A 23012-nucleotide genomic window follows, 5' to 3' on the forward strand; every position below is an offset into this window, starting at 1 on the left:
GCGCTGCGGCGTCGCGGTCGAGCGGCTGCTGGTCCGCGGCGGCCGGGCGACCGGGGTCGCGCTGGCGGACGGCGCGACGATCGCGGCCGCGGCGGTGGTCGTCGCGGCGGGCGCCTGGTCCTCGCAGCTGCCGGGGCTGCCCGACGCCGCCCGGATCCCGGTCCGCCCGGTCAAGGGCCAGCTGCTGGTGCTGCGCGACCCCGCCGGCCCGGGCCTGGTCGAGCGCGTCGTCCGCTTCGGGAGCGGCTACCTGGTCCCGCGCGACGACGGCCGCTACGTGCTCGGCGCGACCACCGAGGAGCAGGGGTTCGACCGCTCGCTGACCGCCTGGGCGGTCCACGACCTGCTGCGCGACGGCGCCGAGCTGGTGCCCGGGATCCTGGAGCTGCGGATCGAGGAGACGCTCGCCGGCCTCCGCCCGACGACGCCCGACGGGCTGGCGGCGATCGGTCCGTCGGCGACCGTCGACGGCCTCTGGTGGTGCACCGGCCACCACCGCAACGGCGTCCTGCTGGCGTCGCTGACCGGGTCGCTGCTGGCGACCGCCGTCGGCGCGCGGCCGGCGCCCGCGGACGCCGATCCCGCGCTGCTGCGCTCCGTCGACCCGCGACGGCTGGAGCCGACCGCGGAACCGATCCCGATCCTGGAGGAGCACCGTGCCTGAGCCGTCGAGCGATCCCGAGGCCGTCGTCGTCAACGGCGAGCCGCGAGCGGTCGCCGGCCGGACCGTCGCCGAGCTGCTGGCGACGCTCGGCGTCCCGGCCGGCGGCCGCGGCGTCGCGGTCGCGATCGACGGCGAGGTCGTCCCGCGGGGCGGCTGGGACGCGCACGTGCTGCGCCCCGGGGCGCGGGTCGAGGTGCTCTCGGCGATCCAGGGCGGCTGAGCCTCGCGCCCGGACCCGCCGCCCGCGCGCCGCGACGACCGGCCGCTCCCCGCAACGTCGACGCACGGTTCCCGCAACGGGGTCGCTCCTACGGTCGCCTCCGCAACCCAGCTTCGAGGAGGAGCAGCATGCGGGAAGAGCACACGGCCCGGGTCAGCGGCCCGGCCACCATCGCGCGGACCGGGAGCGGAGCATGAGGGCGCTGCGCTGGCACGGTCGCGAGGACCTGCGGGTCGAGGACGTCCCGGAGCCCCAGAGCCGGCCCGGCCACGTGATCATCGAGGTCGCCTGGTGCGGGATCTGCGGGACCGATCTGCACGAGTACCTGAAGGGCCCGATCTTCATCCCGACCGAGCCCCACCCGCTGACCGGCAAGACGCCGCCGGTGACGCTGGGGCACGAGTTCTCCGGTCGGATCGTCGACGTCGGGACCGGCGTCGAGCGGTTCGCGGCCGGCGACCGGGTGACGGTCGACGCGGCCCTGCGGGACAACGAGGACTGGTACTGCCGCCAGGGCCAGTACATCCGCTCGGACACGATGGGCTTCGTCGGGCTGGCCGCCGACGGCGGCCTGGCGCCGCTGGTCCAGGTCCCGGAGTACGTGGTCTACGGCCTGCCGGACGAGGTCTCCGACGAGGAGGGCGCCCTGATCGAGCCGCTCGCCGTCGCCGTCCACGCCGTCCGCCGCAGCGAGATGCGGGCCGGCGACCAGGTGGCGATCGTCGGCGCCGGCCCGATCGGGCTGGTGACCCTGGCGGCGGCGCGGGCCGCCGGCGCGGGCGCGACCTACGTCGTCGAGCGGGCCGCGGCCCGCAAGCAGCAGGCCCTCGACGCGGGCGCCAGCTACGTGATCGACCCGGCCGACGGCGACCCGGTCGCGCAGATCCAGGCGCTGACCGACGGCGGCCGCGGGGTCGACGTCAGCTTCGAGTGCGTCGGCAACGAGGCGACGCTCGGGATCGCGGTGCGGGCGCTGCGCAAGGGCGGCACGGCGGCGATCGTCGGCGTCTTCGAGGAGCCGGTCTCGCTGCACTTCAACGACGTCGTGCTCGCCGAGCGCACGATCGTCGGCTGCCTGGCCTACGTCGACGACTTCCCGCGGGCGATCGAGCTGCTCGCCGACGGGCGGATCGACGCGGCACCGTTCATCACCGGGCGGGTGCCGCTGGAGGACGTGATCGAGCAGGGCTTCCTCGAGCTGGTCGCCAACAAGGACCGGCACGTGAAGATCCTCGTCGACCCGCGCCCCGACCGGGCCGGCGTCGGCGGGCAGCAGCTGGCGGCGGCCGCGGCCGGCGACGGAGCGGCGGGATGAGCACGATCACGCGCGAGCCGCCGCCCGCGGCGGCGCTGCGGCCGGCGCCGGTCCGCGAGCGGATCCGGCGCCGCGCCGACCGGCTGCGGGCGACGTTCGCCGGCGAGCTGGTCGCCGAGCTGGCCGGCACCTTCGTCCTGATGGCGCTGATCAACGGCGTCGTCGCGGCGGCGGTGGTCGGCCTGACCGAGTCCGGGAGGACCCAGGCCGTCTTCCAGGCCTCCGGCGACTGGATGCTGATCGCCTGGGGCGCCGGGTTCGCGGTCGTCTTCGCGATCTACGTCGCCGGGGGCGTCACCGGGGCCCACCTCAACCCCGCGATCACGCTGGCGATGGCGGCCCGCCGCGGCTTCCCGTGGCGCAAGGTCCCGGCCTACTGGGCCGTCCAGGTGATCGGGGCGTTCCTCGGGGCGGCGCTGATCTACTGGAACTACCACGACGCGATCAACGCCTTCGAGGCGGCGCACCACATCACCCGCGGCAGCGCGGACTCGGCCGCGACGTTCGGCATCTGGGGCACGACCCCGGCGCCGTACTTCACGAGCTGGTTCGGCCCGTTCCTCGACCAGGTGATCGGCACGGCGTTCCTGGTCGGGCTGGTGCTGGCGGTCGTCGACGAGCACAACCTGCCGCCGAAGGGCAACCTGTCGCCGTTCCTGATCGGCCTGATCGTGGTCGTGATCGGGATCGCGTTCGGCCCCAACGCCGGCTACGCGATCAACCCCGCGCGCGACCTCGGGCCGCGGATCCTGGCCTGGTTCGAGGGCTGGGGATCGGTGGCGCTGCCCGGGAACTACGGCAACGTCGACGCCTACATGTGGATCCCGATCCTGGGGCCGCTGGTCGGCGGGCTGATCGGCGCGTTCGCCTACGACGGGGTGATCCGCAAGGTCCTGATCGCCCGCAAGCCCCCGGCCCGCGGGGTCCAGGAGCACGGGCGGGTCGCCGAGGACCTCTAGTCGTCCTGGCGGTCGTTGTCGCCGAGGTTCTTCGCCAGCCAGTCCGAGACGGTCTTCGTGGCCTCCTCGGCCTGGCCGGCGATGTCCTTGAAGGCACCGGTGATCCGATCCTTGTAGTACTCGCCGGCGGCGCGGGCCTCGTCGCCGGCGCTGGGGCCGGAGCCGTCGCCGCGGCGCGGGTAGTCGCCGTCGCGGATCCGCTCGTAGTCGCCGGACTTGACCCACTCCATCAGCTGGTGGGCGCGGTTGACGGCGAGCGGATGGGTGGTGCCGAGCTCGAGGTTGATCTTGGTCCAGCGGCCGGGCAGGCTGCGGCCGTGACGGCCGTAGTCGTCGGCCTGGGCGAGGAACGCGTTGAGGTCCAGCCGGTCGCTGGCGGTCCCGGCGGCGATCGACATCAGGGTCCGGCAGACCAGCAGCGGGTCGCGCACGACCAGCGCCGCGACCCGGTCGCAGGTCAGCTCGGCGGCGCGCGACCACTCCAGCAGCGCGTGGCGGATCGCCAGCAGCGAGAGCTTCGTCGGCAGCGGGCCGGACATCGCCCCGGCGGCGGTGATCCGGGCGATGATCTGCAGCGCCGTGCCGTAGAGGACGTGGTCGCACATCACGTGCGCGGCCTCGTGGGCCAGGACCACCCGCCGCTGCTGGTCGTCGAGCACGTCGAGCGTCTGCGAGTAGACGAGCACCAGCGGCTCCTGCGAGCCGATCGTCAGCGCGTTGATCCGCGGGAAGGCCGCCAGGTACAGCTCCGGGATCGGGTCGACGTCGAGGGTCGCGAACGCGGCCTGGTGCAGCGTCCAGACCTCGGGCAGCTGCTGCGGGCCGATCCGCACCGACGAGGCCAGCGCCTCCTGCCGCAGCGCGCGCTCGTAGCCGAGCTCGATCAGCTTCCGCAGGACCGTGTCGAGCCCGGGGATGCCCTTGAGGGCGGCGGTGGCGGCACGGTCGGCCGGGTGGCGGAGGACCCGCTCGTCGAGCTGGCGCAGGCGGTAGCCGAGGACGGGGGAGCTGTCGCTCATGCCCGCAGGCTACCCGCCTCCGGCGGCCGGTCCGACCGCCGCCGCCCTGGCGCGTCGCCGCTCAGCGACCGCGGGCGGGCTCGGCGTAGGGATCGCGTCCGGCCAGCCGCTGCTCCAGCCGCGCGGTGCGCGCGTGGACCAGCGGCGCCCGCGGGTCGTCGTCGGCCAGCACGGCCGACAGCCGCTGGTGGGCGGGCAGGTCCTCGTGGCCCTCGGTCGTCTCGATCCAGGCCAGCAGCGTCGCCGCGTCGTTGGAGCCCCGGGCCGCGCACTGCAGCGCGCCCTCGAGCTCGTCGCGCAGCTCGACGACGCCGGGCGCCTGCGAGCGCGGCAGCAGCGGCACGGCGTAGCGCAGCATCGCCTCGGTCAGGCGCCCGTCGCGGAGCGCCTCGCGGACCCCGACGACGTCGACGTCGAACGGCTCGGCCAGGCGGTAGGGGCGGGTCTGCAGCCGCTCGCCCAGCAGCCGCCGCAGGCGCGAGATCTCGGCCCGGACGGTGACCGGGTTGCCGGCCTCGCCGTAGAGCCGCAGCGCCAGCTGCTCACCGCTGAGGCCGCCCGGGTGGAGCGCCAGCAGGCAGAGGATCTCGGCGTGGCGGAGCCCGACCTCGGTGCCGCCGCCCGGCCAGCGGACATGGGGCGTGCCATCGGTCAGCAGCGTGACCACGGTCGCGTCCTCGGGATGGTGGTCGCGGACGGCGGGGGGCGGATGGCCCGGGCCGGCGCCGCGGGCGACGACGGCCGTGCCCGCCGGCGCCGGCGCCGACGCGGCGGGGGCCGGACCCGCGACGGGCGATCCGGCCGGCGCGGGCTCGGCGATCGCGGCGACCCTGGCCTCGGCCAGCAGCATCCCGCCCGGGGTCGGGCAGCCGGCCGCGGTGCTGCGGACGAGGAACCCGACGCCGGCCCCGACCGGCTCCAGCTGGCCGACGGTGCCGTCGGGCAGGGTCACGCGGCTGCCCGGCGACGTCAGGTCGATCCGGCCGCTCAGCCAGCCGTGGGGCCAGCTCGCGACGACCCGCCCGGTCCGGCTGACGACGGCGCAGCGTCCGTGGGTGCGGTGCTCGAGGTCCTCGAGCAGCGCCTCGTGGAGGACCCGGTCGCGCTGGTGCATCCGCTCGGCCAGCAGGTGCTCCGCCATCCGGGCGGCGCTGGTGACGAAGCCGAGGATCATCGGATGCGCGGTCCGCAGCGGCCCGCTGAGGTCGATCACGCCCAGCGCCGCGCCGGTCTCCGGATCGTGGATCGGCGCGCCCGAGCAGACCCACGGGTGGTGGGTGCGGACGAAGTGCTCGCCGGAGAAGATCTGGACCGGGTGGTCGATCGCCAGCGCGGTCCCGATCGCGTTGGTGCCGACGTCGGCCTCGGCCCAGCGCGCGCCCTCGAAGAACCCCAGGTGCCAGGCGGCGTCCTTGACCGCCGAGTGGCCCTCGGCCCACAGCAGGGTGCCGCTCGCGTCGGTGACGACGAGCAGGTGGCCGGCGTCCTGGGCGACCCGCCCGACCGCCTGGCGGACCGCCGGCAGCGTGATCGCGAGCGGGTGCTCGCGGCGCGCGTCGTCGATCCGGTGCTCGTCGAGCACGACCGGCGGATCGTGGTCGTCCGGGTCGACGCCGGCGCCGGCCGTCCGCCGCCACGACTCCAGCACCACCGGCCGGACGTCGGCGGGGACCCGCGCGTCGTGCGCGATCACCGCGCTGTGCGCCGCCTGCAGGCGGCGGGCCAGGTCGACCGGATCGGCCGAGGCCTCCAGTGCCACCCAGGGGTTCTTGCGTTGCGTCTGCATCGCGTGCGTCCGCGCGCCGACCGGCGGCGGACTCCCTCCTCGAAGCCGAGTATAGGAACGGCGCGCGGCCGCGTCCGGGCCGCGCGATGGCGTTGGCGCGCCGACGCAACGTCGTTGCAACGTCGGTCGTCGGCGCGCCGCGCGGGTCGCCTACTGCAGGACCATCCCGCCGTCGACCTGCCACGACTGGCCGGTCACGTAGTCGCTGTCGGACGAGGCCAGGAACGACGCGATCCCGGCCAGGTCGTCCGGCCGCGAGGCGCGGCCGAGCAGGATCCCGGCCGAGAACGTCTCGAACGCCTCGCCCTCGCGCGAGGTCTGCCCGTGGGCCAGGAACGCGCGGTCGATCTGCTTCCACATCTCGGTCCCGACGACCCCGGGGCAGATCGCGTTGACGGTGATGCCGTCGGGCGCCAGCTCGCGGGCGTTGGCCTGGGTCAGCGCGACCACCGCGAACTTCGTCGCGCTGTAGAGGCTGAGCATCGCGTAGCCCTGCTTGCCCGCGATCGAGGCGGTGTTGACGACCTTGCCGCCGCCGCTCATCCGCTTGGCCGCCTCCTGGGTCCCGAGCATCACGCCGAGCACGTTGACCCGCATCAGCCGCTCGAAGTCCTGCTCGTCGGTCTCCAGGAACGGCTTGGTCAGCGCGATCCCGGCGTTGTTGAAGAGCACGTCGAGCCCGCCGTGCAGCGACACGGCCAGGTCGAGCGCGCCGGCGATCTGGTCGCGCTCGCCGACGTCGCAGGCGGCCGCTGCCGCCCGCTCGCCGAGCCGCTCGGCGACCGCCGCCGCGGCGTCGCCGTCGACGTCGGCCACCACGACCCGCGCGCCGTCGGCCACCAGTCGCTCGGCGATCGCCTCGCCGATCCCGCGCCCGCCGCCCGTGACCACGCAGCTACGGCCCTCGAGTCGTCCCGTCATCGTCGCTCTCCTCGTCTCCCGGGCGCGCTCGGCGCCCGCTCCGGGCGGTCGCGCCGCCCCCGGTCCCACGACCGGCGAGCGGACGCTAGGCCGGCGCGGGTTGCGCCGACGTCGCATCGCCGCGGATCGAGGGCGGGCGACGGCCGACGGGCACGCGTCGTGCGCGCAACGTCGGCTCTGGTTCGCTGGCGCGATGACCAGCGTCGGCGTGATCGCCAACCCCGCGAGCGGCCGCGACGTCCGCCGCCTGACCTCGGGCGCCTCGGTGTTCGACAACGCGGAGAAGGCGTCGATGGTGCTGCGGCTGATGCACGGCCTGGCGGCGAGCGGGATCGACGAGGTCGTGATGATGCCGACCGCGCCGAGCGTGGCGGGCGTCCTGCGCCGCCAGCTGGCCACCCGCCAGCCGCCGGGCTCCGCTCCGCTGCCGGCGCTGCGGTTCCTCGACCAGCCGGTGACGGAGACCGCGCGCGACAGCGAGCGGGCCGTCGCCGCGATGGTCGCCGAGGGGGTCGCGGCGATCGTCGGGCTCGGCGGCGACGGCACCCAGCGGCTGATCGCGCGCGGCTGCGGCGAGATCCCGCTCTGCCCGCTCTCGACCGGCACCAACAACGCCTTCCCCGAGATGCGCGAGGCGACCGTCGCCGGGCTCGCGGTCGGGCTGGTGGCCAGCGGCCGGGCCGGGACCGACGGCCTGCGGCGCGAGGCGGCGCTGCACGTCCGCGTCGAGCGGGCCGCCGGCGACCGCGATCCGGTCGAGGACCTGGCGCTGGTCGACCTGGCCGTCACCGGCCAGCGGTTCGTCGGCGCTCGCGCCGTCTCGCGGGCCGACGACCTGCGCGAGCTGCTGGTCACCCACGCCAGCCCGTCGGCGATCGGGCTGTCGTCGGTCGCCGCCGCGCTCGACCCGGTCCGGCGCGGCGGTCGCCAGGGGCTGCACGTGCGGCTGGCCCCGGTGGCCGCGGCGCCGCGGCGGGTGGTGGTGCCGCTGGCGCCGGGCGTGGTGGTGCCCGTCGGGGTCCGCGACCACCGCCGGATCGCGCTCGGCGAGGCGGTCGAGCTGGAGCCGGCCGACGGCAGCATCGCCCTCGACGGCGAACGCGAGATCGAGCTGCGCCGCGACGACCGGGCGCTGGTGCGGCTGGTCGCGGGGCCGCGGACGGTCGACGTCGACGCGGTCCTGCGGGCCGCCGCCCACGAGCCGCGCCGGGCCCTCGCGACCGCCTGACGCGACCGGCCGCGGCAGGCAACGTGGCCGCAACCCGGCCGGATCTACGGTCGTCCCCGCCCCGCCGGCAGGGAGGCCGCGACGGGGGATCCGACCCACAGGGAGCACGTCGATGTCGACGACCACACCGCCCGCCGTCGGCGGGCTCACGAGCCAGGAGCTGCTGGCCGGCTACCGGACGATGCGGGTGATCCGCGAGTTCGAGGAGCGCCTGCACCGCGAGTTCGCCACCGGCGAGATCCCCGGCTTCGTCCACCTCTACGCCGGCGAGGAGGCGATCGCGGCCGGCGTCATCAGCCACCTGAACGACGACGACTACGTCGCCTCGACCCACCGCGGCCACGGTCACGCGCTGGCCAAGGGCTGCGACGTCGACGGGATGATGGCCGAGATCTACGGCCGCTACGACGGCATCTGCCACGGCAAGGGCGGCTCGATGCACATCGCCGACCTGTCGAAGGGGATGCTCGGCGCCAACGGCATCGTCGGCGCCGGCCCGCCGCTGGTCTGCGGCGTCGGGCTGACGGCCCGGATCCGCAAGACCGCCCAGGTCGGCGTCTCGTTCACCGGCGACGGCGGCTCCAACCAGGGCATGTTCCTGGAGAGCCTGAACCTCGCCGCGGTCTGGAACCTGCCGGTCGTCTTCGTGGTCGAGAACAACGGCTACGCCGAGGCGACCTCGAACGAGTTCCACTCCTCGGGCCTCGACGTCGCCAAGCGCGCCGACGGCTTCGGGATCCCCGGCGTGGTCGTCGACGGTCACGACTTCTTCGCCGTCCACGAGGCGGCCGGCGAGGCGATCGGCCGCGCCCGCCGCGGCGACGGCCCGACGCTGCTCGAGTGCAAGACCAACCGCTACTACGGGCACTTCGAGGGCGACCAGCAGACCTACCGCGCTCCGGGCGAGGTCGAGGAGCTGCGGGCGACCCGCGACTGCCTGGACGGCTTCCGGGCGGCGGTCACCGAGGGCGGCCTGATCGCCGCCGCCGAGCTCGACGCGATCGACGCCGAGGCGCTGGCGCAGATCGAGTCGTCGGTCGCCAGGGCCAAGGCGGCCGCCGTACCGGATCTCTCCGAGGTCCTCACCGACGTCTACGTCGACTACTAGGACGAGGGCACCACCATGGCACGCAAGACCAGCTTCCAGAACGCGATCAACGAGGCGATGCTCCAGGAGATGGAGCGCGACGAGCGCGTCGTCGTCTTCGGCGAGGACGTCGTCGGCGGCAGCGGCGCACCGGGCGTCCTCGACGCCTGGGGCGGCGTCCTCGGGGTCACCAAGGGGATCCACGCGAGGTTCCCGGACCGGATCCTCGACACCCCGATCAGCGAGGCGGCCTACGTCGGCGCCGCCGCCGGCGCGGCGGCCTCCGGGCTGCGGCCGGTCGCCGAGCTGATGTTCGTCGACTTCATGGGCGTCTGCTTCGACCAGATCCTCAACCAGGCGGCGAAGTTCCGCTACATGTTCGGCGGCAAGGCGGTGACGCCGATGGTGCTGCGGACGATGTTCGGTGCCGGCATCCGCGCCGCCTCGCAGCACTCGCAGGCGCTCTACCCGATGTTCACCCACGTCCCGGGGATCAAGGTCGTGGTGCCGTCGAGCGCCTACGACGCCAAGGGCCTGCTGATCCAGTCGATCCGCGACGACGACCCGGTGATCTTCTTCGAGCACAAGGCGCTCTACACGCTCGAGGGCGACGTGCCGGAGGAGGCCTACGCGATCCCGTTCGGCGAGGCGAACGTCGTCCGCTCGGGCGGCGACGTCACGATCGTCGCGCTCGGGCGGATGGTTGGCGTCGCGCAGGAGGCGGCGAAGGTCCTGGCCGGCGAGGGGATCGAGGCCGAGATCGTCGACCCGCGGACGACCTCGCCGCTCGACGAGGAGACGATCCTCGAGAGCATCGAGGAGACCGGCCGGCTGGTCGTGGTCGACGAGGCGGGACCGCGCTGCGGCTTCGCCGCCGACATCGCGGCGCTGGCGGCCGAGAAGGCGTTCGGCGACCTCAAGGCGCCGATCCGCACGGTCACGCCGCCGCACACCCCGGTGCCGTTCTCGCCGGTGCTCGAGGACGCCTACGTGCCGGACGCCGCGAAGGTCGCGGCGGCGGTGCGCGAGGTGACCGGCGCGGCGGCCCCGGCGGGGGTGGCGTGATGGCGCTGCTGCAGCTGACGATGCCCAAGTGGGGGCTCTCGATGACCGAGGGCACGATCGTCGAGTGGCTGCTGGAGGAGGGCGAGCAGATCGCGGCCGGCGACCAGGTCGTCGAGGTCTCGACCGAGAAGATCGACGGCGCCGTCGAGGCGCCGGACGCCGGCACGCTGCTGCGACGGGTGGCGGCCGAGGGCGAGACGCTGCCGGTCGGGGCGCTGCTGGCCGTGGTCGGCGACCCCGCCACGGACGCGGCCGAGGTCGACGCGTTCGTCGCCGAGGCCCAGGCGAGCTTCGTCCCGCCCGACGCCGACGAGGACGCCGGCCCCGCGACCGAGGCGGTCGAGGTCGACGGCCGCCGGGTGCGGATCCTCGCCACCGGCCCCGCCGACGACGACGGCCCGCCGCTGGTCCTGATCCACGGCTTCGGCGGCGATCTGGACAACTGGCGGTTCGTGATCCCCGAGTGGGCGAAGGAACGGTCGCTGATCGCGATCGACCTGCCCGGGCACGGCGGCTCGTCGAAGGACGTCGGCGACGGCAGGCTGGCCGTCCTGACGGGGGCGGTGCTGGGCGTGCTGGACGCGCGCGGCGTCGAGCGGGCGCATCTGGTCGGGCACTCGCTCGGCGGGCTGGTGGCGACCGCGATCGCCGCCGAGCACCCGGACCGCGTCCTGTCGCTGTCGCTGATCGCCCCGGCCGGCCTCGGCCCCGAGATCTCGATCGAGTACATCGACGGCTTCGTCGCCGCCACCAGCCGCAAGCAGCTGAAGCCGGTCCTGGCCCAGCTGTTCGCGGCCGAGGGCACGGTCACCCGCGAGCTGGTCGACGAGGTCCTGCGGTACAAGCGGCTCGACGGCGTCGACGCGGCCCTGCGGGCGATCGCCGGCCACGGCTTCCGCGACGGCCGCCAGGCCGACGTCGATCCCGGCCGGCTGGCGCTCGACGACGTCCCGGCGCTGGTGATCTGGGGTCGCCAGGACCGCGTGATCCCGGCCGCCCACGCCGAGCTGGTCCCCGACGGCGTGCGGGTCGAGCTGCTCGACGACACGGGCCACTCGCCGCACGTCGAGCGGGCGGGCGACGTCCACCGGCTGGTCGCCGCGCACGTCCTCGGGGCGGTCCCGGCCTGAGTCGGTCGACTCGGGGATGATCGCTCGATGAGCGCCGCCGCCCACCTGGACGGTCGCCCGATCGCGGGCCTGACGATCGACGCGATGGGCTGCCTGGTCGTCCTGCGCGACCCGACCCCGGCGCTCGGCCGGCTGCTGGTCGCGCACGGCGTCCCGCGGCCGGCCGGCGCGGTCGGGCGGGCGCTGCGGCGGGAGATCGCCTACTACCGGGCCCACCACCTGGACGGGCGCGACGCGGCCGGCCTGCGGGACCTCCGCGAGCGCTGCGTGACCGAGCTGCTCGACGAGCTGGCCGTGCCGCGGCCGCTGGGCGACGAGGCGGGGTTCCTCGACGGCTTCCTGGCCGCGCTCGCGTTCGAGCCGCTGCCGGGCGCCGCCGCGGCGCTGGCCGCCTGCCGGGCGGCGGGCCTGCGGCTCGTCTGCGTCTCCAACTGGGACAGCGACCTGCCGCGCCACCTCGCGCGGCTGGGGCTGGCGGAGCACCTGGACGGCGTCGTGACCTCGGCCGGGGCCGGCGTGGCGAAGCCCGACCCGCGGATCTTCGACGGCGCGCTGGAGCTGCTGGGGCTGCCGGCCGAGGCGGTCGCGCACCTCGGCGACGAGCCGGTCGACCGCGACGGCGCCGCGGCGGCCGGCCTGGGCTTCCTCGACCCGCCGGTCGCGACCCTGCCGGAGCGGCTCGGCATCGTCGGCGCTGCGTCGCCGGAGCTACGCTGAGCGGCATGGATCCGAGCAGCGCCAGTCCGATCGCCGCGACCGCGGCCGACCCGCTGCGGATCGGCGAGCGGACGCTCGACTCGCGGCTGCTGCTGGGGACCGGCGGGTTCGCGCGGCTGCAGACGATGGAGCAGGCGATCCGTGCCTCGGGCACGGCGCTGGTGACCCTGGCGCTGCGGCGGGTCGACCCCGACCAGCGGGGATCGCTGATCGACGTGCTCGACCGCTGCGGGGTGGAGCTGCTGCCCAACACCGCCGGCTGCTTCACCGCCCGCGACGCGGTCCTGACGGCCAAGCTCGCCCGCGAGGCGTTCGCCACCGACCTGATCAAGCTCGAGGTGATCGGGGACGACCGGACGCTGCTGCCGGACGCCGTCGAGCTGCTGGCCGCGGCCGAGCAGCTGGTCGCCGACGGCTTCGTCGTCCTGCCCTACACCAACGACGACCCGATCCTCGCCCGCCGGCTGGAGGACGTCGGCTGCGCCGCGGTGATGCCGCTCGGCTCGCCGATCGGCTCCGGGCTCGGGATCCGCAACCCCCACAACATCGAGCTGATCGTCGAGCGGGCCGGGGTGCCCGTGGTCCTCGACGCCGGGATCGGCACGGCCTCGGAAGCGGCGCTGGCGATGGAGCTGGGCTGCGACGCGGTGCTCTGCGCGAGCGCGATCAGCCGCGCCGAGGACCCGGTCCGGATGGCCCGCGCAATCCGCAGCGGCGTCGAGGCCGGGCGTCTGGCGCGGACCGCCGGCCGGATCCCGCGCCGGACCCACGCCCTGCCGTCGACGCCGGTCGCGGGCACGCCCGACCTCTAGCGCCGAGCGAGCGCGGCCGAAGGTCATGATGTGTCGGTGCAGATCGACGGCGAAGCGCTGCTGACGAGGGTGACGAAGGCGATCGTCGGTCGCGACCGGCAGCTGATCGCCCGCCTCGTCACGCACGACGTCCACTACGAGGACGCGTTCGCCGACGCCCCGCTGCTGGGGCCGGACCAGCTCGGCGACCACCTGGCCCAGCTGTGGGAGGCGTTCCCCGACGCGCGGGTCGAGGCGACCGGCCCCTGCCTCCACGACGGCGACCGGATCGTCGCGCTGCCGCTGCGGCTGGTCGGCAACAACCTCGGCCCGATCGGCAGCCTGCCGGCGACCGAGCGGTTCCTGGCCCTCCACGGCGTGCTCGTCTGCGAGCTCGACGCGACCGCCCACCGGCTGTGGCGGGTCCGGCTCTTCAGCGACCGCTTCGACGCCGCCGTCCAGCTCGGGATCCTGCCGGCGACCGGTACCGTCGCCGACCGCGCGGTGCGCGCGATTCAGGGCTTCGGCCTGCTCTGGCGGCGCTGAGGGGGACGTGGACGCTTCGGATCGCGCCACGGCCAGCGCTCGGCAGTACTGCGTACGGCTCTCGCTCGTCCGCACCGACCTCCTCGGTCCACGTCCCCCTCAGCATCCGCCAGGGCGGCCGTCAGGCGACGACCTTCAAGGTCCCGACCATCCCGGGGTGCAGCGAGCAGTCGTACTCGATGGTGCCGGCCTTCTTCGGGGTGAACGAGTAGGTCCCGCCCTTGCCGAAGGTGTCGGAGTGGAAGTCGGCGCCCTGGAGCGCGCGGACATCGTGCTGGACGGCGTCGTCGTTGGTCCAGACGACCTCCTGGCCGACCTTGGCGGTCGCGACCTTGGGGGTGAACTGGATGTCCTTCATCGCGATCGCCAGGGCGCCCGAGGCCGGCTTGGCGCTCTCCGTGGTGGTCCCGGTCGTCGCGTCGGCCGCCGTGCTCGCGGTCGTGCTGGCACTGCCCTCGTCGTCGCCGCAGCCGGCGACGGTGAGGCCGAGCGCGCCGGCGGCGGCCACGACGAGGAACGAACGGCGGGGGAGCGACGAGTCGGCGAGGCCAGGCATGCGCGGGATGGTAGAGCCGCGCGCCGGCGGTCGAGCGCCGGATCAGCCCCGGCGCAGGTCGACGGCGATCGGCGCGTGGTCCGAGAGCGACCCGCGCTCGAGGGTCCCGCCCCGCCGCGCGGGCCCGGCGCCGACGCACAGCACGTGGTCGGGCCCGTGCGAGCAGGCGCGCAGCCATCCGGCCGGCAGCCGCTCCTGGACCGCGGGAGCGGGCAGGTTCAGGTCGCCCCCGAGGATCGCCACCGGCGCGTCGCCGGACCCCGACCACTGCCGCAGGCGCTCGAGGGCCAGGGCCAGGTCGGCGGCCGGCGCATCCATCCCGCCGTGGTCGTCCCAGGCGCCCAGCTGCGCGTGGACGTTGCCGATCCAGGCGCCGTCGAACGGCCCGCCGCGCGGGTCGGCGATCCGCAGCGCGTGGGCGACGCGCCGCTCGGGCCGCGTCCGCAGGACCGCGCTGGCGTCGGCGTCGACCCGCAGCCCGCCGCGCACGAGGATCGCGTTGGCGCCGCCGCCGTTGCTCTTCAGCCAGTCGGGCCGGCGGGCGGCGATCGCGCGCCGCAGCGGCAGGCACCCGTTGCGCGAGGTCCTCGCCGCTCGCCACCGCGCCCCGCTCGCCCGCGCCAGCGCCGGCGGCCACCACGGCGGGACCTCCTGCAGCAGCGCCACGTCCCACGGCCAGTCGCGCAGGGCGACCGCGAACTCGTGCAGCAGCGGCCGGCCGGCGGGCGGTTCCGCCCGCCCGTGGAACAGGTTCCAGCTGAGCACGCGCATCGTCGGCGATCGTGACGGACCGCCCGGCTCGAACCCGCCGACCCGGTCCGCGATCGACACCCGCCGACCGCCTCGGGCCCGCTAGGTTCTCCGGGGTGACGCGCCATCTGCTGACCGGCACCGAGCTGACCCGCGACGACCTCCTGGCCGTCCTCCGCCGCGCTCGCGAGCTGAAGGCCGATCCGACCCTCGGCGCCACCAGCCTGGCCGGCGCGAGCGTCGCGCTGATCTTCCACAAGCCGTCGACCCGGACCCGCGTCTCGATGGAGGCCGGCGTCGTCGAGCTGGGCGCCCACCCGCTGCTGCTGCGGCCCGACGAGATGCAGCTCTCGCGCGGGGAGTCGGTCAAGGACACCGCGCTGGTGCTCAGCCGCCACGTCGCCGCGATCGGGATCCGCACCCACGCCGACGCGCTGCTGGAGGAGCTGGCGGCCGAGGGGTCGGTGCCGGTGATCAACCTGCTGACCGAGGGCCACCACCCGTGCCAGGCGGTCGCCGACCTGCTGACCCTGCAGGAGGCGTTCCCCGACCGGCTCGGCGCCGACGGCGGGCTCGACGACCTGCGGCTGGCCTACGTCGGCGACGGCAACAACGTCGCCCGCTCGCTGGCGCTGGTCGGCGCGATCGCCGGCCTCGCGGTCACGGTCGTGGCCCCCGACGGCTACCAGCTGGAGCCCGGCACCCCGGCGACGCTCGCCAGCGACCCGGGCACCGGGGTCGCCGGCGCCGACGCCCTCTACGCCGACGTCTGGGTCTCGATGGGCGACGAGGCGACGGCCGACGCCCGCCGCGCGGCGCTCGAGCCGTACCGGATCGACGACGCCCTGCTCGACGCCGCCGCGCCCGGGGCGATCGCGCTGCACTGCCTGCCGGCGCACCCCGGCGAGGAGATCACCGCCGAGGTCCTCTACGGCGACCGCCAGCGGATCTGGGACCAGGCGGAGAACCGCCGTCACGCCCAGAAGGCGCTGCTCGAGTGGGCGCTGCGGCGCGGCCCCTTCGGTGGCTGAGCGACGCGCGGACGTCCCCGGCCCGCCGCCGGGTCCGGCAGCGAAAGACGTCGGATAGTCTCGGTGGCGGACATCGGACCTCCCCTCCCGTCCCGAAGTGGAGCCATGAGCGACAAGACCCAGCCCCGCGACCCATCCTCCGAGGACGCGCCGGCCGACGCGGAGAGCGGGGCGCAGCTGAGCGGGCTGGCCAAGCTGCTGGCCCAGGGCGTCGTCGTCACGGGCGAGCGGGTCCAGGAGGCGATCGAGGACGCGGTCCGCCGCGGCCGGATGACCCGCAACGACGCGCACGAGCTGGCGGCCACGATCGTCGCCGCCGGGCGCCGTCAGACCGAGGAGCTGCGCAGCGAGCTGGAGCAGCTGCTGGGCCGCGGCCGCGGCCGGATCATCGGGCAGCGTCCCGGCGGGGGCGACGGCGAGGACGAGCCGCGCGCGGCCGTTCCGGCGTTGCCGATCGCCGGCTACGACGAGATGACGGCGGCCGAGGTGATCCAGGCGCTCGACGGGCTGAGCGCGGCCGAGCTGCGGCGGGTCGGCGACCACGAGGGTCGCACGGCGAACCGCAAGACGGTGCTGCGCGCGATCGAGCGCAAGCTCGGCTGAGGTCGAGCGGCCCGGCGCCCGCGCCGGTCCTCAGGCTGCCGGGACCGGTGACGCGGGGTCCGGGCACCCCTCACAGCGCCCGGACCCCGCTCCCCGCGCGTCCCTCAACGCGCGGGAGTCCCGGTGGTCCCCTGTCTTCCGAGGCTGGGGGGTCCCGACCGCCGGGGCGATCGGGGAACCGTCATCGGAGGACGTTCGGTGGCCGCGGACCGACGGCCGATCCCGGCACCGCTCCCGCAGCCCGCCCGTCCGCCGGCCCTGTCGGGCACGACGGTCATGGCGGGGCGAGCTGCGGGGCGGCGGGTGCTCGGGTGGTCGGTCATCGGCGAGAGGAAGGTCGCCCTAACTCTCGCGACCGCGGCGTACCGTAGCGCACCGCGTCGCGGAATGCCAACTCGATGGGTCGGGATTGGGGAAGGGCGCCGTCCCCCGGCGTCATGTCACCCTTGGTCGATGTCCGACGGCGCCCCCGACTCCCCGACCGAGACCGTGCCCGAGGGCGCCGCGGCGCCGACCGCAACGCCACGCGCCCCGCGGCCGAAGCGCGGCGACGTGCTCGACCTGCGGGTCGAGTCGCTCGCCCACGGCGGCAACGGCGTCGCCCGCACCGAGCACGGCTGGGTCGTCTTCGTCCGCGGCGGGATCCCGGGCGACCGCGTCCGGGCGACGGTCACCAAGCGCAAGCGCGACTACGGCGAGGCGCTGGTCCAGGAGGTCCTGGAGCCCTCGCCCGAGCGGATCGCGCCGGCCGCCGACCACCCCGGCGCCCCCTGGCAGGTCCTCTCCTACGAGCGGCAGCTGGAGATCAAGGCCGAGCAGGTCGAGGACGCCCTGCGTCGCCTGGGCGGGCACGCCGACGTCGAGATCGAGCCGATCGTCCCGGCCGAGCAGCAGTGGCGCTACCGCAACAAGCTCGAGTACTCGTTCGGCGAGGCCCAGGACGGGTCGCTGCTCTGCGGCTTCCACGCGGCCGGGTCCTGGCAGCGGATCGAGCACATCGAGGACTGCCTGCTGGCGTCCGAGGTCGGCAACCAGGCGCGGCGGGTCGTCCACCAGTGGTGCGTCGACGAGGGGCTCGGGGCCTACGATCGCAAGCTCCAGCAGGGCTTCCTGCGCAACCTCGTCGTCCGCGAGGGGATCCGCACCGGCGAGCTCCAGGTCCGGATCGTGACCAGCGTCGGCGAGTTCGACGCGCTCAGCCTGTCGACGCGGCTCCAGGAGGCGATGGACGGCCCGGTCACCGGCCTGCTCTGGACCCAGATGCACGACGTCGGCGAGACGACCTACGGCGGCGAGACCGAGCTGGTGTCGGGCGACGCCTACCTGCACGAGGAGATCTCCGGCCTGCGGATGCGGATCAGCCCCGAGGGCTTCTTCCAGACCAACACCGTGATGGCGGAGAAGCTGTACGGGATCGCCGGCGAGTACGCCGACCTGCAGGGCTGGGAGCGGCTCTTCGACCTCTACTGCGGCAGCGGCGCCGTCGGCCTGACGATGGCCGCCCGCGCCGGCGAGCTGGTCGGCGTCGAGATCGTCGAGGACTCGATCCGCGACGCGACCTACAACGCGCAGCTGAACGACGTCCGCAACGCCCGCTTCCTCGCCTCCGACGCGCGCACCGGGCTACCGGACGCGGTCGAGCACGCGGGCCGGCCCGACGTGCTGGTCGTCGACCCGCCGCGGGCCGGCGTCGGTCCGCGGGTCTGCCGGCGGATCGCAGAGGCCGCGCCCAAGCGGATCGTCTACGTCTCCTGCAACCCGACGACGCTCGCGCCCGACGCGGCGCGGCTGGTCGACGAGGGCTACGTGCTGCGCAAGGTCCGCCCGGTCGACCTCTTCCCGCAGACCCCGCACGTGGAGTGCGTCGCGGTCCTCGACAGGCGCTAGCTCGGCGGCGCGGCGCCGTCGGCCTCGCTGAGGACCGTGTTGAGGCGCTCCAGCAGGTCGGCCAGCGCGGTCACGTCCTCGACCGACCATTCGGCCAGCCGGCGGCCCATCAGGGTCGTTCGGGCCTCGCGCACGAGCTCGCGCTCGGCGCGGCCGCTGTCGGTGATCTGGACCAGGGTCGCCCGGCGGTCGACGTCGCTGCGGGCCCGCGACACGTAGCCCCGGCGCTCGAGCGGCGCGATCTGGCGCGTGACCGTCGACGCGTCGAGGTCGAAGGCGGTCGCGAGATCGCTCATCGTCTGCTCGCCGCGCTCGTCGAGATGGGCCAGCAGCAGGTAGCCCGAGCGATCGAGCGGCGAGCGGGCGGCGTCGGCGGCGGCCAGGCGCACCCGCTCGGAGCGGCGCGCCAGCACCGCCAGCTCGTGCTGGAGGTGGTCGTAGGGGTCGGTTGACACGTCGCGAGGGTAGCCGACGCTTGGGCGGCGACTCCAAGAACAGGCGTACTTCGTAGACGAACAGGCATCTCCACCGAGCCCGACGATCGGCGGGTCGGCGCTCGTCGGGCGCCACCGCGCCGGGCGCCGGCGAGGTTCGCTGGGTAGCGTGTCGCGGCATGCGCGCCGCCACGATCCGCGATGGCGAGGTGCTCGTCGCCGAGCACCCCGATCCGACCCCCGGGCCCGGCGAGCTGCTGGTCCGCGTGCGCGCCGCGGGGCTCAACGGCGCCGACATGCTCCAGCGCCGCGGCGGCTACCCGGCGCCGCCCGGCAGCCCGGCCGACATCCCTGGGCTCGAGTTCGCCGGCGAGGTCGTGGAGAGCGGCCGCGACGGCTTCCGGTTCGCGCCGGGGAGCCGCGTCACCGGGATCGTCGGCGGGGGCGGTCAGGCCGAGCTGCTGGTCGTCCACGAGCGGCAGGTGACGCCGGTCCCGGACGGCCTCGACTGGCCCCAGGCGGGCGGCTTCAGCGAGGTCTTCACGACCGCCCACGACGCGATCGCGACCCAGGCCGGGCTGCGACCGGGCGAGCGGCTGCTGATCCACGGCGCCGCGGGCGGCGTCGGCACGGCCGCGGTCCAGCTGGGGCGGGGGATCGGCGCCCACGTCACCGCGTCGGTTCGCAACCGCGAGCAGCACGAGGCCGTCGCCGCGCTCGGCGCCGACGTCGTCCTGACGCCGGAGGACCTGGTCGCCGACGGCGCCGAGCACGAGCCCTTCGACGTGATCCTCGAGCTGGTCGGCGCGCCGAACATGGCGACCAACCTGCGGTGGCTGGCGACCGGCGGCCGGATCGTCGTGATCGGGGTCGGCGCCGGCTTCAAGGCCGAGGTCAACCTGCTGGCGCTGATGGGCAAGCGCGGCCGGATCAGCGCCTCGACGCTGCGCGCGCGACCGCTCGAGGAGAAGGCCGCCGCCGCCCGGCTGGTCGAGCACGAGGTGCTGCCGCTGGTCGCCCGCGGCGCGATCACCGTGCCGGTTGCGGCGACCTTCCCGCTCGCCGACGTCGCCGCCGCCTACGAGCGCTTCGCCGCCGGCGGCAAGCTCGGCAAGATCGTGGTGGTCCCCTAGCGCTCGAAGCCGCCGGAGCGCCACCAGCGCGGCAGCACGTCGCTGCACGCGATCAGGAAGCCGGCGGCGACGAAGGCGGTCTGCGGCATCGGCCGGTCCAGGCGCCACTCCAGCAGGTAGGCGCCGACCAGCGCCGCGGTCATCCCGGCCGCGGTCCCGGCCGGTCGCAGCCGCTGGCGGACCGCGTAGCCCTGCAGCGCCGCCAGGAACAGCACGGTCGCGATCGACAGCGAGCCGGCGGCGACGTCGGCGCCCCAGAGCGGCAGCTCGAGCGTCAGCGGCTCGCCGCCCGGCAGCGGCTGCGGCCAGGTCCGGACCGCGCTGCTGCCGAGGGTCGTGATCAGGTCGATCGCGCCGATCACCAGCGGGACGCCGATCACGAACGCGCCGAGGTCGAAGACGCGGGCGAACAGCAGCCCGAGCGCGATCGCCAGCAGCGCCTCGGGCAGCGTGCCGCCGCCGTGGGCGTTCTGGGCCGCGGCGGCGGCGGTCAGCAGGCCGCCGGCGGCGGCCAGGCCGGCGAGCGCCAGCGGGATCCGCACCAGCGGGCCCATCACGTAGGTCAGGGCGCCGAGCAGGACGATCGGCGGGACCGCGGCGACCAGCGCCGCGCGCCCCGGCGGCTGCAGCTCGGGCAGGTCCGGGGCGGCGAGCAGCAGGACGGCCAGGCCGCCCAGGATCGCTAGTAGGGCGGCAGCGAGTCGTGCCACGTGCCGAGCTCCCGGAACGCCGTCCAGAACGCCTGCTTGGCGTGCAGCTCGTCGAGGGCGTCGTCGATCGAGGGGGTCATCAGCACCTGGCAGGAGGGCGTGAACCGCTGCAGCACCCCGGGCTCCTCGCGCAGCGGCTCGGCCAGCGGGACGTCCAGCTCGTTCAGCGTCGCGAGCGCGTCGGCGCCCATCACGACGATGATCCGTGGCTGGACGATCGCCAGCTCCTCGGCGACGCGGGCGATGCAGCCGGCGTCGCCGGCCCAGCTGGGCTCGTCGACGGGGCACTTGACGCAGAGCGTGCCGTAGATCGTGGTCGGGTCGATCCCGAGCCGCTTGAGGCTCTTCAGGACCGCGGCGCCGCCGCGACCGTAGAAGGCGACGCCCTCCTCGATCTCGGCGCGGGTCGCGCGCTGCTTGAGCAGGAAGACGTCGGCCTGTGGGTGGCCGGACCCGACGACCGGCAGCGCCTCGCCGCGCGGGCAGCGCTCGCAGGCGTGCAGGTCGTGGGTCAACGAGTTGATCTCACGGATCGCACGGTCGAGGTACTTCTCGTGGATCTCGTCGTCGGTCGCGGGCATCGCGGCGTGGATTGGCCCGCGGGGCGGCGCGTCCTCGCGGCTGCAGGGGCGGTTGCCGTATGCAGCAATCCGTGCTGCATGAGCGGGCGAGCAGGAGTTGACGGAATCCTGTCGCACGCGACGCCGCGATGCGAGCCGCGGGTGGCCCGGCCGCCGCGTCAGGACGAGGGCGCTTCGCGCACCGCGGCGCCGAACTGCCAGGCGTGGGGCCGCAGCTGGCCGAGCTGGCGGGCCACCACCGCGGCGACCCCGACCGTCATCGCGCCGAAGACGGCGTCGAGGAAGAAGTGGTTGCCCGTCGCCATCACGACGAACGTCACCGCCAGCGGGTACACGGCCCAGAACCAGCGCGTGACCTTGTGCTTGGAGAGCCGCGCCAGCGGGACGCCGATCATCAACGCGAAGCCGACGTGCATCGAGGGCACCGCGGCGTAGGGGTTGAACAGCTTGCTGACGCTGTGGCTGTCCGGGTCGATGTTGGTGAACGAGGCGACCGCGTCGTGGATCCCGAGGCCCGGGACCAGGCGCGGCGGCGCCGTCGGCACCAGTACGTAGCAGACCAGCGCGATGAACCAGGCGACGATGAACATGTTGCGGACGAAGCCGAACGCGCGGTTGTGGACCGCGTAGATGTAGGCCATCGCGCCGAACGTGACCGTGCTCTGGAAGTTGATGTACATGAAGCTGGAGCCGTCCAGCAGCCCGGGGACGTTGCCCGCGAACCGCTGCAGGCCCCCCTCCATGTCCAGGTGCAGCGCCCGCTCGACCGAGACGATCCAGTCGGCGTTGGCGAACGCCGTGCTGGCCGCCATCTCGTAGTCGACCATGCCCCGTGAGTAGCGGTACGTCCAGTACGCCGCCATCACGATCGCCAGGTTGGCCAGGGCATCGAGGATGCCGTTGGGCAGGAAGCGGACGGGGCGGGTCAGGAACGCTGGCATGGGACGAACGGGGTCGGAGCGACGGGCGGGGGCGTGGCGTGTCCACGCGCCGGCGGAGCGCTACCGGTCGCAGTTCGCCGGTTGCGCGCGTCGCCAGGGACCCGGTAGACCGGTTCCCAATGTAACCGTACCGTGAACCATCAGGCGGACGTGTGTCCACCCTCCGGAGTCGGTTGACAGGCACGCGGATCCGTGCTTGACCTCGAGGAAAGGGGAGTAGCGGACGCGGAGGGCGAAGTCGCCGGCCGCGGTTCCCCGCAGGACGACGCGGTCGGCGGTCAGCTCCGACACCCGCGCGCGATCGCCGCCGAAGCCGTCGATGCCGATCGGGTCGCCGTCGCGATCCCGCGCCTGGATCAGCAGCGGCGCGTCACGGGTGAAGCGGTAGAGCACCCAGTGCCGGTTCCGCCAGGCCGGCCGCAGCCCGATCGCCCGTCGCGCTCGCGGGTCGCGCAGCAGCGCCACCTCCTGGCGCGAGGCATGGTCCGGCGTCGCGTCGGGCAGCGCGACCCAGCCGACGGCGTTCTCGGCGAGCCACCGGCGGTAGCGGTCCGCGGTCAGGCGGCCGGCGTAGAAGAGCCCGTTGCGATCGCGGTCCAGCTGGCGGATCCAGCCGCGCGCGAGCGGGATCTCGGGGCCGATCCAGCGCGCCTCGCCGCGGCGGGCGGTGGGCGGGATCTCGACCCGGGCGGGGCTCGCGGCGACGCGCTCGCGCAGCTGGGCGGCCAGCGGCGCGTAGTAGCTCGCGCGGGCGCTGTCGTCGCCGGCCGCCTGGACGGCGTCGCGGACCGGCGGGTACCACTGCCAGTAGAGGAACGCGACCAGCAGCAGGACGGTGGCCGCGGGGAGCAGCGCCCGCGCGCGGACGGCCGCGGACGACCGCGCGATGCGGGCGACCGCGGCGGGCGGCGGCGGGAGCGCCGATCGCCCGGGTCGCC

Annotated in this window: 24 protein-coding genes and 1 pseudogene; 15 read left to right on the forward strand and 10 right to left on the reverse strand. The window is 75.1% G+C overall.

Going from position 1 to position 23012, the window contains the following annotated elements:
• From PAI11_RS01450 to PAI11_RS01465, 4 genes are all read left to right on the forward strand, one after another.
• Positions 1–664, forward strand: a 664-nt coding sequence (locus PAI11_RS01450) for an FAD-dependent oxidoreductase (protein ID WP_040597615.1), incomplete at its 5' end; no start/stop codon positions are given.
• Complete coding sequence (thiS, locus tag PAI11_RS01455; protein ID WP_007570073.1) at positions 657–884, forward strand: sulfur carrier protein ThiS; 228 nt, start codon at positions 657–659, stop codon at positions 882–884. The genes PAI11_RS01450 and thiS, both read left to right, overlap by 8 nt.
• Before the next feature lie 193 nt (positions 885–1077).
• Positions 1078–2199 carry a 2,3-butanediol dehydrogenase gene (locus PAI11_RS01460; RefSeq protein ID WP_007570074.1) on the forward strand — a complete coding sequence of 374 codons (1122 nt, stop codon included), beginning with the start codon at positions 1078–1080 and terminating at the stop codon, positions 2197–2199.
• Positions 2196–3158 (forward strand): MIP/aquaporin family protein, encoded by a 963-nt coding sequence (locus PAI11_RS01465; RefSeq protein WP_007570075.1) that lies wholly within the window; start codon positions 2196–2198, stop codon positions 3156–3158. Before PAI11_RS01460 ends, PAI11_RS01465 begins: the two co-directional genes overlap by 4 nt.
• Here the strand turns inward: PAI11_RS01465 and PAI11_RS01470 are convergent.
• The 3 genes from PAI11_RS01470 to PAI11_RS01480 all read right to left on the reverse strand — a co-directional run bounded on the left by PAI11_RS01470 (position 3155) and on the right by PAI11_RS01480 (position 6884).
• Positions 3155–4177 (reverse strand): M48 family metallopeptidase, encoded by a 1023-nt coding sequence (locus PAI11_RS01470; RefSeq protein WP_007570076.1) that lies wholly within the window; start codon positions 4175–4177, stop codon positions 3155–3157. The genes PAI11_RS01465 and PAI11_RS01470 overlap by 4 nt on opposite strands.
• A gap of 61 nt (positions 4178–4238) precedes the next feature.
• On the reverse strand, positions 4239–5963 hold the full coding sequence (locus PAI11_RS01475; protein ID WP_050897059.1) for a sigma-54-dependent transcriptional regulator family protein: 1725 nt from the start codon (positions 5961–5963) through the stop codon (positions 4239–4241).
• Between the two features lie 150 nt (positions 5964–6113).
• The gene (locus PAI11_RS01480) at positions 6114–6884 is read right to left on the reverse strand and encodes a glucose 1-dehydrogenase (RefSeq protein WP_040597617.1); all 771 of its coding nucleotides are present in this window, start codon (positions 6882–6884) and stop codon (positions 6114–6116) included.
• A gap of 193 nt (positions 6885–7077) precedes the next feature.
• On the opposite strand from PAI11_RS01480, the gene PAI11_RS01485 reads away from it, so the two are divergent.
• The 7 genes from PAI11_RS01485 to PAI11_RS01515 all read left to right on the forward strand — a co-directional run bounded on the left by PAI11_RS01485 (position 7078) and on the right by PAI11_RS01515 (position 13448).
• Positions 7078–8112 carry an NAD(+)/NADH kinase gene (locus PAI11_RS01485; protein ID WP_040597619.1) on the forward strand — a complete coding sequence of 345 codons (1035 nt, stop codon included), beginning with the start codon at positions 7078–7080 and terminating at the stop codon, positions 8110–8112.
• Between the two features lie 112 nt (positions 8113–8224).
• Positions 8225–9220 carry a thiamine pyrophosphate-dependent dehydrogenase E1 component subunit alpha gene (locus PAI11_RS01490; protein ID WP_007570080.1) on the forward strand — a complete coding sequence of 332 codons (996 nt, stop codon included), beginning with the start codon at positions 8225–8227 and terminating at the stop codon, positions 9218–9220.
• 15 nt (positions 9221–9235) lie between these two features.
• A complete protein-coding gene (locus tag PAI11_RS01495; protein WP_007570082.1) occupies positions 9236–10264 on the forward strand; it encodes an alpha-ketoacid dehydrogenase subunit beta in 1029 nt (342 codons plus the stop codon).
• Positions 10264–11394 (forward strand): acetoin dehydrogenase dihydrolipoyllysine-residue acetyltransferase subunit, encoded by a 1131-nt coding sequence (locus PAI11_RS01500; protein WP_040597622.1) that lies wholly within the window; start codon positions 10264–10266, stop codon positions 11392–11394. The genes PAI11_RS01495 and PAI11_RS01500 overlap by 1 nt, the downstream gene beginning before the upstream one ends.
• Before the next feature lie 27 nt (positions 11395–11421).
• Positions 11422–12111, forward strand: a complete 690-nt coding sequence (locus tag PAI11_RS23730; RefSeq protein ID WP_007570086.1) for an HAD-IA family hydrolase — start codon at positions 11422–11424, stop codon at positions 12109–12111.
• Between the two features lie 5 nt (positions 12112–12116).
• A complete protein-coding gene (locus PAI11_RS01510) occupies positions 12117–12923 on the forward strand; it encodes a thiazole synthase (RefSeq protein ID WP_007570088.1) in 807 nt (268 codons plus the stop codon).
• Positions 12924–12959: 36 nt separating this feature from the next.
• Positions 12960–13448: an ester cyclase gene (locus tag PAI11_RS01515; protein ID WP_007570090.1), complete on the forward strand. Its 489-nt coding sequence runs from the start codon at positions 12960–12962 to the stop codon at positions 13446–13448.
• 121 nt (positions 13449–13569) lie between these two features.
• Here the strand turns inward: PAI11_RS01515 and PAI11_RS23735 are convergent, their stop codons facing one another.
• Both PAI11_RS23735 and PAI11_RS01525 read right to left on the reverse strand, forming a co-directional pair.
• Entirely contained in the window at positions 13570–14004 is a 435-nt protein-coding gene (locus tag PAI11_RS23735) for a cupredoxin domain-containing protein (RefSeq protein ID WP_007570092.1), read from the reverse strand.
• 42 nt (positions 14005–14046) lie between these two features.
• Entirely contained in the window at positions 14047–14775 is a 729-nt protein-coding gene (locus tag PAI11_RS01525; protein WP_138974043.1) for an endonuclease/exonuclease/phosphatase family protein, read from the reverse strand.
• 95 nt (positions 14776–14870) lie between these two features.
• Between PAI11_RS01525 and argF the strand changes: the two genes are divergently transcribed.
• The 3 genes from argF to rlmD all read left to right on the forward strand — a co-directional run bounded on the left by argF (position 14871) and on the right by rlmD (position 18275).
• On the forward strand, positions 14871–15785 hold the full coding sequence (gene argF / locus PAI11_RS01530) for an ornithine carbamoyltransferase (protein ID WP_007570096.1): 915 nt from the start codon (positions 14871–14873) through the stop codon (positions 15783–15785).
• Between the two features lie 105 nt (positions 15786–15890).
• Positions 15891–16388 (forward strand): hypothetical protein, encoded by a 498-nt coding sequence (locus PAI11_RS01535; RefSeq protein WP_007570098.1) that lies wholly within the window; start codon positions 15891–15893, stop codon positions 16386–16388.
• Positions 16389–16841: 453 nt separating this feature from the next.
• Positions 16842–18275 (forward strand): 23S rRNA (uracil(1939)-C(5))-methyltransferase RlmD, encoded by a 1434-nt coding sequence (gene rlmD, locus PAI11_RS01540; protein ID WP_007570101.1) that lies wholly within the window; start codon positions 16842–16844, stop codon positions 18273–18275.
• On the opposite strand, the gene PAI11_RS01545 is transcribed toward rlmD, so the two are convergent.
• Positions 18272–18730, reverse strand: coding sequence for a MarR family winged helix-turn-helix transcriptional regulator (locus PAI11_RS01545; RefSeq protein ID WP_007570104.1), 459 nt, complete (start codon positions 18728–18730; stop codon positions 18272–18274). The two genes, rlmD and PAI11_RS01545, sit on opposite strands and share 4 nt — an antisense overlap.
• Positions 18731–18888: 158 nt before the next feature.
• Between PAI11_RS01545 and PAI11_RS01550 the strand changes: the two genes are divergently transcribed.
• A complete protein-coding gene (locus PAI11_RS01550) occupies positions 18889–19842 on the forward strand; it encodes a zinc-binding dehydrogenase (protein ID WP_007570107.1) in 954 nt (317 codons plus the stop codon).
• Here the strand turns inward: PAI11_RS01550 and PAI11_RS01555 are convergent.
• The 4 genes and pseudogenes from PAI11_RS01555 to PAI11_RS26715 all read right to left on the reverse strand — a co-directional run.
• Positions 19839–20552, reverse strand: a complete 714-nt coding sequence (locus tag PAI11_RS01555) for a hypothetical protein (protein WP_007570109.1) — start codon at positions 20550–20552, stop codon at positions 19839–19841. The genes PAI11_RS01550 and PAI11_RS01555 overlap by 4 nt on opposite strands.
• Positions 20525–21133, reverse strand: a complete 609-nt coding sequence (locus tag PAI11_RS01560; protein ID WP_007570111.1) for a uracil-DNA glycosylase family protein — start codon at positions 21131–21133, stop codon at positions 20525–20527. The genes PAI11_RS01555 and PAI11_RS01560 overlap by 28 nt, the downstream gene beginning before the upstream one ends.
• 158 nt (positions 21134–21291) lie before the next feature.
• On the reverse strand, positions 21292–22074 hold the full coding sequence (locus PAI11_RS01565; protein WP_007570113.1) for a phosphatase PAP2 family protein: 783 nt from the start codon (positions 22072–22074) through the stop codon (positions 21292–21294).
• Positions 22075–22134: 60 nt separating this feature from the next.
• Positions 22135–23012, reverse strand: a pseudogene (locus PAI11_RS26715) (hypothetical protein); the annotation flags it as partial.

The organism is Patulibacter medicamentivorans (assembly GCF_000240225.1).
GTDB classification, from domain to species: domain Bacteria; phylum Actinomycetota; class Thermoleophilia; order Solirubrobacterales; family Solirubrobacteraceae; genus Patulibacter; species Patulibacter medicamentivorans.

Coding starts and splice junctions, on each gene's coding strand:
- PAI11_RS01510 (WP_007570088.1), top strand. CDS start 12,117: ATGGATCCGAGCAGCGCCAGTCCGATCGCCGCGACCGCGGCCGACCCG.
- PAI11_RS01565 (WP_007570113.1), bottom strand. CDS start 22,074: ATGCCAGCGTTCCTGACCCGCCCCGTCCGCTTCCTGCCCAACGGCATC.
- PAI11_RS01490 (WP_007570080.1), top strand. CDS start 8,225: ATGTCGACGACCACACCGCCCGCCGTCGGCGGGCTCACGAGCCAGGAG.
- PAI11_RS01560 (WP_007570111.1), bottom strand. CDS start 21,133: ATGCCCGCGACCGACGACGAGATCCACGAGAAGTACCTCGACCGTGCG.
- PAI11_RS01535 (WP_007570098.1), top strand. CDS start 15,891: ATGAGCGACAAGACCCAGCCCCGCGACCCATCCTCCGAGGACGCGCCG.
- PAI11_RS01495 (WP_007570082.1), top strand. CDS start 9,236: ATGGCACGCAAGACCAGCTTCCAGAACGCGATCAACGAGGCGATGCTC.
- PAI11_RS01480 (WP_040597617.1), bottom strand. CDS start 6,884: ATGACGGGACGACTCGAGGGCCGTAGCTGCGTGGTCACGGGCGGCGGG.
- PAI11_RS23735 (WP_007570092.1), bottom strand. CDS start 14,004: ATGCCTGGCCTCGCCGACTCGTCGCTCCCCCGCCGTTCGTTCCTCGTC.
- PAI11_RS01465 (WP_007570075.1), top strand. CDS start 2,196: ATGAGCACGATCACGCGCGAGCCGCCGCCCGCGGCGGCGCTGCGGCCG.
- PAI11_RS01475 (WP_050897059.1), bottom strand. CDS start 5,963: ATGCAGACGCAACGCAAGAACCCCTGGGTGGCACTGGAGGCCTCGGCC.
- PAI11_RS01550 (WP_007570107.1), top strand. CDS start 18,889: ATGCGCGCCGCCACGATCCGCGATGGCGAGGTGCTCGTCGCCGAGCAC.
- PAI11_RS01525 (WP_138974043.1), bottom strand. CDS start 14,775: ATGCGCGTGCTCAGCTGGAACCTGTTCCACGGGCGGGCGGAACCGCCC.
- PAI11_RS01470 (WP_007570076.1), bottom strand. CDS start 4,177: ATGAGCGACAGCTCCCCCGTCCTCGGCTACCGCCTGCGCCAGCTCGAC.
- rlmD (WP_007570101.1), top strand. CDS start 16,842: ATGTCCGACGGCGCCCCCGACTCCCCGACCGAGACCGTGCCCGAGGGC.
- PAI11_RS01460 (WP_007570074.1), top strand. CDS start 1,078: ATGAGGGCGCTGCGCTGGCACGGTCGCGAGGACCTGCGGGTCGAGGAC.
- PAI11_RS01485 (WP_040597619.1), top strand. CDS start 7,078: ATGACCAGCGTCGGCGTGATCGCCAACCCCGCGAGCGGCCGCGACGTC.
- PAI11_RS01500 (WP_040597622.1), top strand. CDS start 10,264: ATGGCGCTGCTGCAGCTGACGATGCCCAAGTGGGGGCTCTCGATGACC.
- PAI11_RS23730 (WP_007570086.1), top strand. CDS start 11,422: ATGAGCGCCGCCGCCCACCTGGACGGTCGCCCGATCGCGGGCCTGACG.